A 16,563-nucleotide genomic window follows, 5' to 3' on the forward strand; every position below is an offset into this window, starting at 1 on the left:
TTAAAAAATAATACTCAAATGCCGTCAATGACATTGCTTAAAAAAGCTGCCGAACGCCTAACCAATGATTGGCAAGCTCGGTCAAGCAATCATATTCATCTTGACTAACTATCGTATCGTGTAACATCACTGTATGCAACGTACTCAGCCATTGCCGGTAATTATTATAAGCATAAGGCTTATTATTAATCGCATTATAATCTATTTGAGCGTCGCCCTGTTGCCTCTGTCGATAATTATCAGCACCTTTGGCTTGAGAGCCAGATGATTGACTGGCAGACGCTATAAAAATAGGCACTGCTGCTATTAATGCCAATAATTGAATACTATTTAGATTTTGCGCAGTCAATAGTAGCCATTGCAAATTTGCCTCACTAACGGCAGCTAAATCAATATCAATCAAACGTGCATGACGGCGTAAATCTACAAGATAATGAGCAATGCTAGCACTATTATAGCTGAGCACTGAGCTATGTAATTCGCTATCTAGTGCGGATATCATCTGCCCTTTGGCATCCTTTGCTAAGCGATACGCCAATAAAGTAAGCATGGTTTTTGCGGCAACATCAAGACCATCAAACACCTGCCCTGACGGGTCAAGCTGAGCATAAATATCATCCGTGCCAGCGTGCAATACTTGCTGCCATTGATAGTATGAAGGGTATTGGCGACGAAGATGCAGCTGCGCCTGTGTATCGTTTAATACGGCAGATATTATGGGTAATAACTGCTGCATCTGTAGCGCCTGCCATAAGGACAAAATCGATGGCGAGCGAGACAATCGCGAGTACGTATTCTCTAAAGGATTTAATACGGATGTAGACTTATCAATAGAATCATCATTATCTATATTATGAGCGATATTTTGGCTTAGATCACCCGTAAGTAAGTTTTCAAACAGCTCAATGATACCTTGCTGATAGCGCACTAGCATCGTCCGACACTTTTTTTGCTGCACGTAATGTTGATGATCTTGATTACGATGACTGGCTTCATATTTTAAGCGCAACTCATCGATAGCACTTTCTGATAAATCATGCTGGCGTAGTTGCTTTAAGGCAAATGCCATCAAAGCACTGTCTAAGCGCCTGTCAAGGTTTGCCACTGCCGTTAATAATTTGTGATCTATCGTATGCGGTAAAACTCGCGTGTTATTTATATCAACTTTAGTTTCAGCAGAAAATCTCTTATCCTTATCAAGCCCAAGCCAGATGTCAGTTAAATCATACGTTGCTGTTGTTGACAGCACATAACCCTGATGACAAAGCAGCACAGCTTCAATCAGAGCTTGCGCTCCGAGCGGATGATAACTGTGATTGAGCACATACTGCGGTAGCGATACCTTTTGTATATCTTCGATACCAATCAAGGTATCTGATGGCAAATCACTATCAGGTTTAGCTTGCCACGGCTTAAGCAGCTGATGAGTACCGATATCTTCTGCTTGCACCTGCAAACGCCCATTAATAACAACATCTTGCTCTACAACAAATTCAAGCCCACTGTCGCTCTGCAATTCATTATTTATCTCACTAGTAGAATAGGTTGCGATTTCTTTTTCGATAGCAGCTTTATGAATAGTATTTTTTTGAATAGTATTTTTTTGAATGGCATCTTCGTCAATAACATCATTGCATGTATTATTAATATTTTTATCAGTGAATTTATTTTCACTTAGGCTATTTGTTACTATCACGCCCCAATCACCCAAGCGGCGCTGCTCATAAATTTCTTTTATCTTTTCCTGATTGAGACGTTTTTCTTTAGCCACTTGCACGGCGAAATCATGATAAGCGTTGGCATTGATGGCACTCATACGCTCAGCCAAACTTGGATGCGTGGCAAACCATGATACGTCACCCAAATCAGCACCACTACTGGCAAAAAAGAAATGACTTAATCCATTGATATCGGCGATGCCAGTTAAGCGCGAACCAAGCGCATCTTGATGAATGGCCTTTAAGGTTTCCATAATAGCCGGCGAACGTGTCAGCTGCACACTGGTCGCATCAGCAAGCAACTCGCGCTCACGGTTAAAGCTGTGTTTAATCAGCTGCGCACTGGCCATACTAGAAAAGCTCAAACCATGAATTAATAATGTCCAAATATTGCGCGGTGCTTGATTATCAAACTTATTATTATGTTGTAGCCATCTTGACTGACCCTTAGCTGAAGATTGCTGGCTTTGCGATTGGCTTTGCCAGTAGGCTACCCATTCGCTATGAGTGGTAAAGTTGGCTGTCTGCGCTTCAGTGCGACGCGCATGGCTATCGATTGCTTTTTGCGGTAAAGGGTTGCTTTGATTGACCGCATCATTAAAAGAGCCATCAAAATAGTTTTGCTGAGTGTTTTGCTGAGTGTTTTGATAACTGACTTTATAACCAGAACCAAAATTATTAATAGAATCACTCCAGTCATAGAGTAATTGCAATCCTGCTAGCACCACCATTAGCTGTAAATTAAACGTCGCATCGCCATGTAAGATATGACCATACTCATGCCCTATTAGCCCGTATAGCGCCTCATCAGATAGCTTATCGAGGGCGCCTTGGGTGACGACGAGTACCATATCTTGGCTATGGCGACCCGCCACAAAACCATTAATGCCTTGCTCATCAGGCAACACATATAAAATTGGCATTCGCAAACCTGAAGCAATGGCTAGCTGCTGGGCAATCTCATAATAACGCCGATAAACAGACGGGAAATCCCGCTCATCACGCACGGCAATCTGGCGGGCACTAAAGCGAACTTTTGATACAGGCTGATACTGATGGGCAACTCCTTGGCTATGCTCCCAAGCGTCTTGGCTGTGGTCGATAAACAAGCGCACTGCACCCACACGTTGAGCAATCGCCCGACCACCTGCTTTTAAGCGTCTGTACTCTAAAAAACTACCAACGACAAAGCTACCGATTGTCCAGACAGCAACCAGTATTAATACCCAATGATAAATGCCACCGGTAAATAGCATGAGCAGCAGCGCCATAACCCCAAGTGCTACAGCAATATGGGCAAAGACAATCAGAAAAAATAGCCCATAAAGCAACAAGCTGCGCTGAGTACGGCTACGTTGTGCACCAAAGAAATCCATCTATGTATTTTACCTAACCATAACTAACTGCATTTAATATGATACAAATATTAGCCCATATCGACGACAGGTGCTTGAGCAATGAGTTTTCTATCTTCAAAGACCAATGGGCTAAGTGGACGAAAGCCAAAGGTTGTGCTGACAAGATTATTGGGAAATACTTCGCGATCATTGTTATAAAACATCACGCTGTCATTATAATGCTGACGGGCAAAGCCTATGCGGTTTTCAGTGTTGGTGAGCTCATCCATCAGCTCTTTAATCATACTGTCCGCTTTTAACTCAGGATAGGCTTCTACGACCGCTGAAAATTGCCTCAAGGCTTTTGACAACATACCCTCTGCTTTGGCAAACAACGCCATATGTTCAAGCGAATCTGGCTGATGCTTAGTAGAATCTTGCAAGCTTTGGGCATGATTACGCGCATTAATCACACGGGTCAGCGTCTCTTCTTCATGGGTCAGATAACGTTTAGCGGTTTCGACCAAATTTGGAATCAAATCGTGACGGCGCTTTAGCTGCACATCGATTTGTGCAAAGCCATTTTTTGCTTGGTTGCGGGCACGTACCAGCTTATTAAATACTGACACCCCAAACACCACGATCAATATCACCACTGCAATGAATAGCCAAACGAACATTTTCATTATCAGACTCCAAAAGGTTTTTTGTTCACAAAATTGTTATTAAAGGTTACTACATTGTATTTTAACCCATATATATTGCTCAAAGTTCAAAATCGGGCGAATTGGAGGCGAAAAAAAAGCCCTTTACGATGAAGGACTTATTATTAATATTTAATGACCAAGACTATAAAGAATAGCTATCATCAAATTTTAGGCAAAAAAAAGCGACTCCATCAGCACATCCTCGGCACACATTATAACTATTACCGTTGCTACCTTCCGGTCCTGGCGGGATTCATAGAACAATGTTGCGAGGCTACCAATGGAGCCACCAGTCGCAGATTATACAAGAATTTTTTATTATTACAACCCCTATCGTCAAACTGTTTGCTTTAGAGGCTCAATGAGCCTGTAACTTAAGTGACAAAATTCTCACATCAACCCCTTTATTTTTTGCTATTTTACCTAAGGTCTGTTGAATAAAAAATGAATACAAACAACAGCGGATATAACAATGCGCATTATAACAACGTAAATCAATGTGACTCAGATAATTGAGATTACCATTACTAGCACTCATTAGGAGATAATTATGAAAAACACTTGGATGAACAAAGCCGCACTTGCTACGGGTACGGCCGCCCTACTGACCGCGATGATGGGTAGCGCCCATGCAGAACCCACAGGCTACGATCAGCTGACCTTTCAGACAGAAGTCAAAGAAGAAGTCCAGAACGATGAAGTTCGCGCCAGTATGTATAAAAAAGCACAGGCAACAGATGCTAAGACGCTAGCTACAACGCTTAATACTTCTATCAACAATGCGATGAAAATCGCAAAACGCTACCCTAGTGTGACGGTCAGTACCGGTCAGCAGCGCACTTATCCGCGCTATGATAAAAATGACAAAATCATTGGTTGGACAGGACAAGCCAGCATCGACTTAAAGAGCACTGACTTTGCCGCGACCAGTCAGCTGATTGCAGACCTGCAAGAGACCTTAGTGATGGAAAACCTAAACTTTGGGGTTTCAGACGCTAAAAAAGATGCGCTAGAGCAAAAGCTTATGACCGATGCTTCTCGCGCCTTTCAGCAGCAGGCTAAAAACCTGACTCGTGCATGGGATGCGCGCGGTTATCGTATCGTCACTGTCAATCTAAATACCGGTAGCAACTACCCTCGCCCTATGTATAGCGCGATGAATATGAAAGCTGAAGCGGCGGATGCCTCAGTACCAAGCCAAAGCTTTGAATCGGGCAACAGTACCATTTCAGTGACTGCGAATGGTACGATTGAGTTAACGAAATAAACGCAGAGGTAATGAGTTAAGCATTGACATACTCCCCCACTTTCGCCAAGCTCAAGCGGGGGATTCTAAAAGCATAAGCTCTTAGGCGACATTCTCACGAATATCACAAGTTTTCTGCTTCATCGGGCGACCTTTACCGCATCCTCCCTCCACAGACAACACGGCATGTCCTGCCGCAAGAATATTTTTAGCTGCATTCACATCAGCATTTGCTTTATGCCCGCATTGGATGCACTCAAATTTAGCTTGAGTGCGTCTATTTTCCTTGGCGATATGCTTGCACTCAAAGCAGGTTTGGCTGGTATATTGCGGATTGACTTTGACAAGTAATCCGCCTGTCCAATGCTGCTTGTACTCAATCATATCGACCATCATACCCCAACCTTGATCTAAGATAGACTTGTTCAATCCTGACTTAGCTTTGACGTTGCGCCCATGCTGAGTAGCAGAGCCACTAGCAGATTTCGACATATTGGCTACTTTTAAGTCCTCACAAGCAATCATGGCGTGGTTTTTGCTGATCGCGGTGGTGATTTTGTGCAAGTAGTCATGGCGAATATTGGCAATATGATGGTGGAGTTTTTGTATTTTGTTTTTCTGCTTTTTCCAGTTTTGACTGAATAAGACTTTTCTACTTAATTGGCGCTGTAATGCGGCCAGTTTAATTTGATTGGCTTTAAAGCTGTTTTTGGGTTTGATGTGCTGACCATCTGAGGTGGTAATGAGTTTAGTGACACCTAAATCAATACCTATGGCGCTTGTAGAGGGGTGAATTGGGTTTTGATCCAGTGCTCGCTCACACCCAAAAGACACGTACCAGTGCCCTGATTTCTTGCTAATAGTGATGTTTTTAATGGTGCCGATGATGTCTTGTGATTTTCTAAATTTCACAAAGCCCACGCCATTAGGTAGTTTGACGCGATTACCCTCAACACGGCAATACTTATCAAATTGAACCAAGCGAATTGAGTCACAGCCATCGGATTTGCGCTTAAAGCGTGGCATTAGTGGACGAAGTGGTATCTCCATTCCATTAGCCAGTTTAAAAAACTTGGGTTTACGAGGTTTCTTTTTATTTTCTTTGAGCCTGGCATGAACTTTAGGATCAAAAAAACGTGACCAAGCAGAGGCGAGATCACGTACTTTTTGTTGTAAGGACACGGCATTGGCATGGGTTCTTAAGAAGTCAAAATCAGGATTGTTCTTTAGATCCATGATTTTATTAACCAAGTTGGTGGCATTAATAAATTCATTTTTGGCAAACATCTCAAATGAGATCGCTAGTATTTGATTCCAAACAAAACGTGCAGAGCCGACAAGACTATTTAGAATAATCTGTTGCTCTGCATTAGGCTCAAGCCTAAATTTATACGCTTTGTTGATTTTCATGGAATAGTCTTGGCGAGTTTATTAATATAACGCCAATCTCAACTTATCGTAGGCTTTTGATTTTTATAGAATTTAAAATTCTAATTGTTTTAACTGAAATTTTAAAAACTAAGTAAACCAATACCTTAGAAAAATAAGTTGAGAGTGGGGTTAATATAACAATACTTAATAAGCATATCAAATTCACGGTCAGGATGTGTAAATAAACAGTAACAATGAGGCGAAATTCACCTCCACCCTAATGTCGGATGGAGTCCTCTTTCGCGGTTTGATAGATATTATTACTAACTTCTACCAATAAGGGCAATCACTGCTTTCAGTGACTGCCCTTATTTTATGTCCAGCAATTATTGTTAATGGATTGCCGCTATCTTTTCACTGTTAACCTTTCACTACTAGCCTTTAACACAGTGACTCAGATTTATTTTTTTACCAGTTCTTCAAGCGTTATGGGTTTATCAACTATTGGCTTAGTAAATGACAACATATTAGGATGCTTGCCATCTTGACGCAGTTTTAATAGTACTTTTTGGTGCCAAGGTAGGCGCTGATACGCCAACAGCTGCTCTGCCAATTTTTTATTTTTTTGCAAGGTTTGCGTGTTTTGAATGACGTAGACGGTACGCTCGACCTGTTTTGCTGCCTGCCCTTTTTTATCTTTTATCACCGCTTTGATATTATGCGTGCCTGGCAAGATATCAACAGTTGCAATCGAAGCGCTCAAACCCTGCGCCACCTCGTTGCCATCTAAGTAAATGCTCACGCTATCGCCTGCTTGTAGGGCTGGTTTTACTTGCACCTTGACATCGATGCTTTGTACCGGACGACGATACGCCCGCTCTTCGCTAGGCTCTGTTATCGTCAGCTGATAATTAATGGGTGCTTTATTAGCGGTTTTGTTACTGTTAGCAGTGGTGCTGGTGGTGCCAGTGCTGTTAGCAGCAGATGCTTGAGTAGTATTGACAGGCTGGTTGTTGGCACTGTTGGTTTGACTAGAACTATTTGCACCCACACTGTCGCTGCTAGTCATGACGCTGGTTTGGCTAATTTGTTTGCCAGCTTGCTGTTCGTAGTTTTGCGGACGGTCGGTAAAGGTCACTTGACCGGTCTTTTCATCGACAACTTTATAAATAGCAGCGGCATTTGCCATCGGCGCGTAAAGGCTTGCGGTGCTAATAATCAGCCCTGTCAGCAAACTTACCGACAACCCTTTATTTAAAAAAACAGTACTTTTAAATGATGAACTCATAGTCAATCAGCCTAAAGCGATTTGTTATTAATATATAGATGTAACCATTATGCGATATTTTTGCCATTAAATCAGTAATGACTTTACACTAAATTTAACAATTAAACGTCTACTTTAATTGCCCACAAAAAAACCAGCTAAATATAATTTAGCTGGTTTTTCTTATTTAAAACAATGGAGCCTATTAATTATTAATTAGCAGCTATAGTACAAATCAAACTCAACAGGATGGACGGTGATATTGACACGTTGTACTTCTTCTTGCTTCAGCGCGATGTAAGCTTCTAGCATCTCTTTAGTAAACACATCGCCTTTTAATAAGAACTCATGGTCATCTTTTAACGCTTGTAGGGCCACTTCTAAGTTTTCAGCAACCGTTGGAATGAGTGCTTCTTCTTCTGGCGGTAAGTCATATAAGTTTTTATCAGCGGCTTCGCCTGGATGCATTTTGTTTTGAATACCGTCAAGACCTGCCATCAATAACGCTGCAAACGCCAGGTATGGATTGGCTGCTGGATCAGGGAAACGCGCTTCAACACGTACCGCTTTTGGGCTACTAACGTGTGGAATACGGATAGACGCCGAGCGGTTAGACGCTGAGTACGCAAGCTTGATAGGCGCTTCATAATGCGGCACAAGACGCTTATAGCTGTTGGTCGATGGGTTGGTAATCGCATTTAAAGCACGGGCATGTTTGATAATACCACCGATAAAGTATAGTGCGGTTTCTGACAAGCCGGCATATTCATCACCTGAGAAAGTATTGACGCCGTCTTTTGAGATAGAAATATGCACGTGCATACCAGAACCGTTATCACCAACGATAGGTTTTGGCATAAAGGTGGCGGTTTTGCCAAACTGGTGGGCAACGTTATGGACGGCATACTTTAGCTTTTGTACTTCGTCTGCTTTACGTACTAAAGTATTAAATGCCACGCCAATTTCTAACTGGCAAGGAGTCACTTCATGATGATGGACTTCGATACAACCTTCGCCAATCATATCTTCGATACGCTCGCACATTACCGCACGCATGTCTTGTGAGCTATCAACCGGTGGTACTGGTACATAGCCGCCTTTAACGCGTGGACGGTGCCCCATGTTGCCCCACTCATAGGCTTTATTGGTTGACCAAGCGGCTTCTTCAGCGACGATTTCATGGCTGACACCAGACATATTAACCGACCATTTTACTTCGTCAAAAACAAAGAACTCAGGCTCAGGACCAAAAAAAGCGGTATCACCAATACCCGTTGATTTTAAGTATTCTTCGGCCCGACGAGCAATAGAGCGCGGATCACGGTCATAGCCTTGCAGCGTTGATGGCTCGATGATGTCACAAGTCACCACCACAGTAACTGCGTCAAAGAATGGGTCGATAAAGGCAGTTTCTGGGTCAGGGCGCAAAATCATATCTGAGGCTTCGATACCCTTCCAGCCAGCAATCGATGAGCCGTCGAACATTTTGCCATCTTCCATCACTTCTTCATCAACGCTGTGCGCTGGGAAAGTCATGTGTTGCTCTTTGCCGCGGGTATCGGTGAAACGGAAATCGACCCATTTGGCATTGGATGATTCGATAAGATCAAGTAATTTGTTCGACATGGAAAGTTTCCCTTATGGTTAACATGGTAATAAAATTGTAACGTAGTATGAAAATTTTAGACGAAAAGTTTTTTAAAAGTTGTTTTTTTCTTAAAGCTCAGCTGATTTTCTGGCGTTAAGCTTTAAGTATTTTTATGAGCCAAATAAATGCAGGTGCTATTTTAGCAACATCTGGCCAATAATGCTGAACTCTTCAAATGCATCTTGGTAAATAATATTACATCGCTTTAATAGCGAGCTATTCACACCTATAAGAATTGCAGCTACTATGCCAACTCATCTTCGGGCCATCAAGTTTTTAAAATTTCCAAAGGCTGAAAGTAATAATTATCTACAATAAATACAAACATTTACGTAATATAAATCTTTTATATTAAAGCGTTATTTGCATAGCAATTGCTATGTATAGCTAGCAAACTCAAAGATGAATATATTAAATGACGTCCCATAATAGTGCAAAATTTAGAAAATTTAACTTAGCAATGCACCTTTATAGAGCATTTATTACTATCAGCGTGCAACAGCGCTACGTTTGATAGATAACGAAATAGTGTTAAGATAACAGCGTTTAAAATCGCATCGCTGTTGAACCTATTGAATTAAAGACACTACACTAAGAACACGAAGCTAAGAACACCAAGATTAAGACACTAGGTTAAAGATAATAAGTTGAACAAATGATGATTTTGATAATCGATAATTACGACAGCTTTACCTACAATATTGTACAGTACTTCGGTGAATTGCAGCAGGACATCAGCGTTTGGCACAACGATGAAATCAGTATTGATGAGATTAAAGCACTTGCGCCAGATGCCATTGTTATTGGTCCCGGCCCCTGTGATCCTGACAGTGCTGGTATCTCGCTAGAGGTGATTGCGACCTTTAAAGGCATTATCCCGATATTAGGTATTTGCTTGGGACATCAGGCAATCGGTCAAGCCTTTGGCGGTAAAATCGTCAAAGCAAGCGAGGTTATGCATGGGCGGTTATCGGCTATTTATCATAATGGTCAAGGCGCTTTTACCAACTTGCCAAATCCAGCCCAGTTTACCCGTTATCACTCATTGGTGATTGAGCAAGCAAGCTTACCCGACTGCTTTGAAGTTAGCGCTTGGACTCAAAATGCTGATGGCAATATCGAAGAAATCATGGGCATTCGCCACCGCGAGTTTGCGATTGAGGGCGTCCAGTTTCATCCTGAGTCGATTTTAAGCGAAGCGGGTTATCAGCTGCTGAATAATTTTTTACAAATGCATCAGTTAGCAGTTTTATCCTCAGATAATTTACCAAAAGTAGGATAAGTGTTTTAAAAGACGAACCCTATTTTTTAATCCAATGAATGTATTTAAACGACAACTATAAAAGATAATAATAAGTGAGAATATTATGACCGCTGCCGCTATGCAGGACAAAAAATCAATCATGAATCAAGATAAGCAAAACCTGCAAAATGCTGAGAGCATCAATCAGCTGCCAGATGAGAGTATTCATAAGCTTCTGACCACCGCATTAGGCAGGATTTTTCAGCATATTGATTTGACCTTTGACGAGATGTATCAAGTCATGCTCGTCATCATGCAAGGCAGATGCAGCGATGCCATGATGGGTGCGATTTTGACGGGCCTGCGGATGAAAGGCGAATCCATCGACGAGATTACCGCCTCAGCCAGTGCGATGCGTGACTTAGCTACCAATATTAACCCAAGAGACTGTCGCTACATGGTCGATATCGTCGGTACTGGTGGCGATGGCGCTAACTTATTTAACGTATCAACAGCGGCAGCCTTGGTCGCAGCCGCAGCTGGGGCGCAAGTCGCTAAGCATGGCAACCGCGGCGTTTCAACCAAATCTGGTAGCTCAGACTTACTTGAGCAAGCCGGTATTAGCCTAACCCTGACACCAGAGCAAGCACAGCAGTGTATCGAGAATCAAGGGATTGGCTTTTTATTTGCGCCCAATCATCATAGTGCGATGCGCTACGCCAATCCGGTACGCCGTGAGCTAAAAGCGCGGACGATTTTTAATATCTTAGGTCCACTGACCAACCCTGCTGGCACGCCAAATCTGGTTATCGGCGTCTTTACCGCCCAGTTATGTGAGCCTTTGGCAAAAGTGATGAAAAATCTGGGCGCGCGTCATGTAATGGTGGTCGGTGCCAAAGATGGTTTGGATGAAATCAGTCTTGCAACTTCAACCACGGTAGCCGAGTTAAAAGACGGTGAAATCTCTGTTTATGAGATGATGCCAGAAGATGCGGGCGTTGAGTCACAAACCTTAATTGGGCTTGATGTCGATTCTCCTGCCCAAAGTCTTGAGCTGATTCGTGCCGCTTTATCAGGAGCAGATACTAATGACCGCGCTGTTCTAAAAGCCCGTGATATGATTGCCTTAAATGCCGGAGCGGCGATATATACCGCAGGACTTGCCAGCAACTATCCGAATGGCGTGAGCCGCGCCCAAAAAGTCATTCAAAATGGTGACGCTTTGAGTAAGCTTGATGACTTAGCCAAATATACGCAGCAATTAGCTGACCAAGTTTAATAAGCTAAATGCTTAGAATTAATAAGAAATACGTGGCTCATAACCCTGTTAATCGCAACTATGTGTGCCGCCTTAATTTATTAGCCTAATTGTTACCCTAATTTTTTTACCAAATAACGGAATATAGCCATGACCGCCAAACCAAAATCAGACACCGCGATTCCTTCAGTGTTGCAGCGTATCGTTGCTACCAAGCACGAGGAAGTTGCTGCTGCTCGTGCGGCAGTATCGCTTGAGGCATTAAAATCGCAAGCCACCGCTGATACCCAGCCACGTCGCGGTTTTGCCAATGCTTTACGCAGCGCTGATATTGGTATCATTGCGGAGATTAAAAAAGCCTCGCCGTCTAAAGGTATTATCAATCATAACTTTGAGCCTGCGCTATTTGCCAAGCAATATGAGCAAGCGGGAGCCAGTTGTTTATCAGTACTCACCGACCGTGATTATTTCCAAGGTGATGATAGCTACTTAATCCAAGCGCGCCAATCTTGCAATTTGCCCATATTGCGCAAAGATTTTATGGTAGATATTTATCAGATTTACCAATCTTACTTAATGGGCGCTGATTGTATTTTATTGATTATGGCCTGTCTTGATGAGGCGCAAGTACAAGAGCTGCATGCGCTAAGCATTGAGCTGGGTATGGATGTCTTGATTGAAGTTCATACAGCAGATGAGCTTGAGCGTGCGCTACAGTTGCCACGTTCAGCGCATAATATCTATGGTATTAATAATCGCGATTTAAACACCTTTGATGTCGACTTACAAACGACGCTTGATTTAAAAAACACCCTGCTGCGCGAATTAGCTATCGATGATGCGCTCGCTGCCAATCCTAATGACCGTCTAGAACGGCCGCTTATTGTCACCGAAAGTGGCATTCATAGCAGCCATGATATTCGTTTGATGCTCAATAATGATATTCAGCACTTTTTAATCGGCGAGCAATTTATGAAGACCGAGCATCCAGGGCAAGCGTTACAATCCTTACTTGCGAGCGTCGCAGCACAGGCGTAAAGTAAACCCCATCTATTTTATGTACGATATAAATCATTAAATCACTCATTCACTCACCAACGATACGTTAATTATTATGTCAAACTCTCTATTTTCAAAAGAAATGCAAGACCAATTAAAAGAACTTAAAGGGCAACTGAGTAAAGGTCGCGATACCAATTCACCAGAAGGTGAAAATGAAAAGCCAACCGAACCTGTCTCACTCTTGACCCAAAAACAAGTCAAAAAAACGGTCAAGCAATTAGATAGCGAACATATCGACGACGATAAAGTGCTATTTATGCAAGCGATGCATGGCGTCAACCAGCTAAAAGACAAAAACGTGCGCACACCTGCCAACGCCTCTAAAGCAGGTAATCCTGACGCTGCAACGCTTTCAAAACGTGCGGCTGCTCAAGGGAGCGAAGCTGGTGATTTGGGCGCAGGCTTGTCAGATATGCAAGCGCTATTAAATCCTGTCGCCGGCGAAGCTTATTTGTCTTATAAGCAGCCGACCTTACAAAACAAAATCTTTGATCAGCTTAAAAAAGGTAAGCTACGCTGGTATGATGCGGTAGACATCCATGGTTGCACCATTGAAGAAGCGCGCGATGCAATGACCCAACTGCTCAGCCAAGCCAAGCAAAACAATGAAACTGTGGTGAAAATCGTCCACGGTAAAGGTTCTGAGGCTATTTTAAAAACCTGCGTCAATGGTTGGTTACGTCAACTGCCAGAAGTACTGGCATTTTGCTCGGCTGCGCCGAAAGATGGTGGCAATGGTGCGGTACTGGTACTACTTAAAAAGACCAAAACCGATAAAGAATAAAATTATAGATCGAAAAAAAGGACTGCCACCATGCAGTCCTTTTTTATATCAAAGATTTACCCTCTCGTTTTGTAGTCGCGCTTTGATAAACCTTCCTATCATTTTGCTGCATATTTTTTAGTAAGTGATTTCTCTATGAATATACAAACCATCGAAAATGAACAAGAATTAAAAGCACATATCAATGTTTTGATTGCTCTCGAGCCAAAATTTGCGGCTGTTTATGAGCAAGTGGGTGTGCCTGATTTACGCCATAACGCAGGCGGCTTTACGCAAATAATGAGAGCGATGGTTGGGCAACAGCTATCAGTCGCAGCGGCAGCTAGTATATGGCAACGCTTGGTAGAGGCAGGTTTGACGACGCCATCAGCGATTCGGGCAGCGACAGACGAGGATTTACGCGCGCAAGGGCTATCTAAGCAAAAAATTCGTTATACGCGCTCTTTGGTCGAGCACAATATAGATTTTTCTGCCTTAACAACCCTACCCGACGACGACGTTATCGATACCCTGACGGCTGTTATTGGTATTGGACGCTGGACAGCCGAGATGTATCTGCTATTTTCGTTACAGCGCGCTGATGTGCTGGCAGTTGATGATCTAGCCATTAAAGTTGCAGCGATGGAATTATTAGATTTAGAAGAGCGCCCAACGCCAAAACAATTAAAAAGCCTGACCCAAGATTGGTCACCGCACCGTAGCGCTGCCAGCTTATTGTTATGGCAATATTATGGTTTTTTACGTCAAAAAACTGCTATCCCTTTATAAGCCATAGCTTTATAAATAAAACGTTCAATAAACCTTAAGTAAAATCACCACACAAAATGTTAAGGCTGATTCCAAATAGAAAAACCAAATTTCTTTTTGGCGTGTTTAAACTGACCTTTTTTTAACAGACGATGTTTATGCTTTTGTAGTTTTTGCTTTTTAGTGGTGTCTTTACGAGCCTCTTTCTCACTCGTCGCACTGTCAGCGTTTTTATTTAAATCAAGCGCCTTTTGCTCATCAGCATTGTCGTTATTGGCATCAGTGTCTGCTTCACTTGCATCGCTTGCGTCCACTGCTTCGTTTATCGAATCATCGGTCACGGTTTCTAGCTGAGGTTGTGGCTCAAGCTCGGCTTGATTGACAATCAGCTGCTGCGTTGGCAGCGCATGCTCGACATCGTATTTTTTCACCAGGGTCAACACATCGACCAACAAGTCATCTTGCTTGCGATAAAACTCTATCGAGTCGACAGCATTAATATAAGCGCGCAGTTGAATGACGTAGCAGTCTTGGCGCAGCTCTGAAATATTGGCCTGATTCCACTCCTGATTGGTCAGCTCGTGCTCGTCCAAAAATTGATCTAATTTTTTGACCATCTTGAAGACCACATCGATATCCGCATTGCGTTTGATATATAAGTTATGCAAAAAGTGAAACATATCCCGCGAGGTATAGTTTTCAATTTGCATCGATGAAAAATCACTATTAGGCACCGTCACAATCGTCCGGTTCAGCGTGCGCACTCGTGATGAACGAATACCAATATCAATCACCGTACCTGCTTGGTTGCCGAAGCTACAATAGTCGCCGATGCGTACTGGCGAATCTGCCACCACCACCACACTGCCGACCAAGTTCTCAATCGTCTTTTGCGCACCTAGTGCTAAGGCTAGACCACCGACCCCTAATGCGGCAATCCCTGTGGTCAAATCAAATCCTAAATTTCCAAAAATAACAATAACGGCAAAGATTAATAATAGCGCTTTGACCACCTTGCGCATCAAACCCAAGATAGAAACTCGCTCGGTATAGTTTTTCTTATAACTTAAATTGACCGCGCGGGTAAATATCGAATCAATAACCCGCAGTAATAGCCATGTCGTCGCTACCCAAGAGGCAATGTCGGTAAAGCGCTTAATCGGTTCACGCAGTGTCACTGATATACCAGCATAAACCATGACCTCGGCCAATATCAGCGCCGTGATAACGACGGTCAGTGGCAATATCACATTATTAGGTAAAGGTAACGTCTCACCTCGTAGGCGAGGATAAATCAGTTTTAATAAATAATAGAGCAGCCAAACCACGATGTAAGTGAAGATAAAACTACTGACTATAATGGCTAATGCCGCCAATATATCAGAAATCTGATAACCAAATAGCTTTTTACCATCTAATGAGTCAATGGTGTAGCGCGAAACCAGCGTCGGCTGATAATTCTCTATCACTTCTGGTATCGAGCTTAGGGTATCGTTTGAAAACTGCCAATACTGCTCGCCTTGCTTAGAGGCCACTCTTTCGAGCACCAGCGGCACGCTCTTATCGCCCACATTAATCACGCCGACGTTTTCTTGGCTTGGCGGTAGCTGATCGCTTAAATTTCCCTCAGGCGTATTGTTAATTTGCAAATCAGGCTGAAAACGCCCGCCCGCATCGAGTGCTTGCTTAAATTGGCGCACCACAGTGGTTGGATTATCAGACTTGGATAAATTTAGATAATTACTGGCCAGCAGATAGTCGTTATCGCCCAACGCTTTAATAAAGCCTTGTACGGTATGGCGCGGCGTATCACGTCCGAAAGAATCGGGCACCGAGGTATTGACCACCTCTTCAGTTTGACCACCCACGCCCAATATGTTGGCTTCGGCAGCAAGCGCCTTATGTGAAAAAACCACGCTTAATACACTCAATAGCGTCGCAAAGAAAAACACCGTTATCATGAGCGGCGTTTTTGTTTTTAAAGATATAAATGATGCAGATGGCGCAGTACGAGCACTCAGATGACGCTGAATAGACAAAACAAACCTCTTAGCTTTAGGAAGAGCAGCACAGTAAATAAATGAAATCCGCCACTATAATAGCAATTATTAATCACAGCAATGCGTTTGATTGCATGTTTTTATTACTGGTTAAAATAGTGCTTGCCTTTAATGC

The 16,563-nt window shown here is 42.8% G+C and carries 12 protein-coding genes and 1 other RNA gene; 6 read left to right on the forward strand and 7 right to left on the reverse strand.

The window, feature by feature from the left end; genetic code table 11:
• Positions 1–37: 37 nt before the first annotated feature.
• From JMX70_RS07285 to ffs, 3 genes are all read right to left on the reverse strand, one after another.
• On the reverse strand, positions 38–3,094 hold the full coding sequence (locus JMX70_RS07285; RefSeq protein WP_201590871.1) for a M48 family metalloprotease: 3,057 nt from the start codon (positions 3,092–3,094) through the stop codon (positions 38–40).
• 50 nt (positions 3,095–3,144) lie between these two features.
• Positions 3,145–3,741, reverse strand: a complete 597-nt coding sequence (locus JMX70_RS07290; RefSeq protein ID WP_201590873.1) for a LemA family protein — start codon at positions 3,739–3,741, stop codon at positions 3,145–3,147.
• A gap of 207 nt (positions 3,742–3,948) precedes the next feature.
• Positions 3,949–4,045: signal recognition particle sRNA small type (gene ffs / locus JMX70_RS07295), an RNA gene on the reverse strand.
• Between the two features lie 267 nt (positions 4,046–4,312).
• On the opposite strand from ffs, the gene JMX70_RS07300 reads away from it, so the two are divergent.
• Complete coding sequence (locus tag JMX70_RS07300) at positions 4,313–5,029, forward strand: SIMPL domain-containing protein (RefSeq protein WP_201590875.1); 717 nt, start codon at positions 4,313–4,315, stop codon at positions 5,027–5,029.
• A gap of 81 nt (positions 5,030–5,110) precedes the next feature.
• Here the strand turns inward: JMX70_RS07300 and JMX70_RS07305 are convergent, their stop codons facing one another.
• The 3 genes from JMX70_RS07305 to glnA all read right to left on the reverse strand — a co-directional run bounded on the left by JMX70_RS07305 (position 5,111) and on the right by glnA (position 9,272).
• Positions 5,111–6,418, reverse strand: coding sequence for an RNA-guided endonuclease InsQ/TnpB family protein (locus JMX70_RS07305; protein WP_201590877.1), 1,308 nt, complete (start codon positions 6,416–6,418; stop codon positions 5,111–5,113).
• A gap of 421 nt (positions 6,419–6,839) precedes the next feature.
• Complete coding sequence (locus JMX70_RS07310; protein ID WP_201590879.1) at positions 6,840–7,667, reverse strand: DUF4124 domain-containing protein; 828 nt, start codon at positions 7,665–7,667, stop codon at positions 6,840–6,842.
• A gap of 195 nt (positions 7,668–7,862) precedes the next feature.
• Positions 7,863–9,272 (reverse strand): type I glutamate--ammonia ligase, encoded by a 1,410-nt coding sequence (gene glnA / locus JMX70_RS07315; protein WP_068405236.1) that lies wholly within the window; start codon positions 9,270–9,272, stop codon positions 7,863–7,865.
• A 680-nt stretch (positions 9,273–9,952) separates the two neighbouring features.
• On the opposite strand from glnA, the gene JMX70_RS07320 reads away from it, so the two are divergent.
• The 5 genes from JMX70_RS07320 (at position 9,953) to JMX70_RS07340 (ending at position 14,409) form a co-directional block, all read left to right on the forward strand.
• Positions 9,953–10,576 carry an anthranilate synthase component II gene (locus JMX70_RS07320; RefSeq protein WP_201591089.1) on the forward strand — a complete coding sequence of 208 codons (624 nt, stop codon included), beginning with the start codon at positions 9,953–9,955 and terminating at the stop codon, positions 10,574–10,576.
• A gap of 121 nt (positions 10,577–10,697) precedes the next feature.
• Complete coding sequence (gene trpD, locus JMX70_RS07325) at positions 10,698–11,816, forward strand: anthranilate phosphoribosyltransferase (RefSeq protein ID WP_201591091.1); 1,119 nt, start codon at positions 10,698–10,700, stop codon at positions 11,814–11,816.
• Positions 11,817–11,945: 129 nt separating this feature from the next.
• Positions 11,946–12,833 carry an indole-3-glycerol phosphate synthase TrpC gene (trpC, locus tag JMX70_RS07330; RefSeq protein WP_144296232.1) on the forward strand — a complete coding sequence of 296 codons (888 nt, stop codon included), beginning with the start codon at positions 11,946–11,948 and terminating at the stop codon, positions 12,831–12,833.
• A 76-nt stretch (positions 12,834–12,909) separates the two neighbouring features.
• Positions 12,910–13,641, forward strand: coding sequence for a Smr/MutS family protein (locus JMX70_RS07335; RefSeq protein ID WP_201590881.1), 732 nt, complete (start codon positions 12,910–12,912; stop codon positions 13,639–13,641).
• A gap of 135 nt (positions 13,642–13,776) precedes the next feature.
• Positions 13,777–14,409: a DNA-3-methyladenine glycosylase family protein gene (locus tag JMX70_RS07340; RefSeq protein ID WP_201590884.1), complete on the forward strand. Its 633-nt coding sequence runs from the start codon at positions 13,777–13,779 to the stop codon at positions 14,407–14,409.
• Positions 14,410–14,468: 59 nt separating this feature from the next.
• On the opposite strand, the gene JMX70_RS07345 is transcribed toward JMX70_RS07340, so the two are convergent.
• On the reverse strand, positions 14,469–16,427 hold the full coding sequence (locus tag JMX70_RS07345) for a mechanosensitive ion channel family protein (protein ID WP_227671196.1): 1,959 nt from the start codon (positions 16,425–16,427) through the stop codon (positions 14,469–14,471).
• Positions 16,428–16,563 lie beyond the last annotated feature (136 nt).

This window comes from Psychrobacter pulmonis, assembly GCF_904846465.1.
GTDB classification, from domain to species: domain Bacteria; phylum Pseudomonadota; class Gammaproteobacteria; order Pseudomonadales; family Moraxellaceae; genus Psychrobacter; species Psychrobacter faecalis.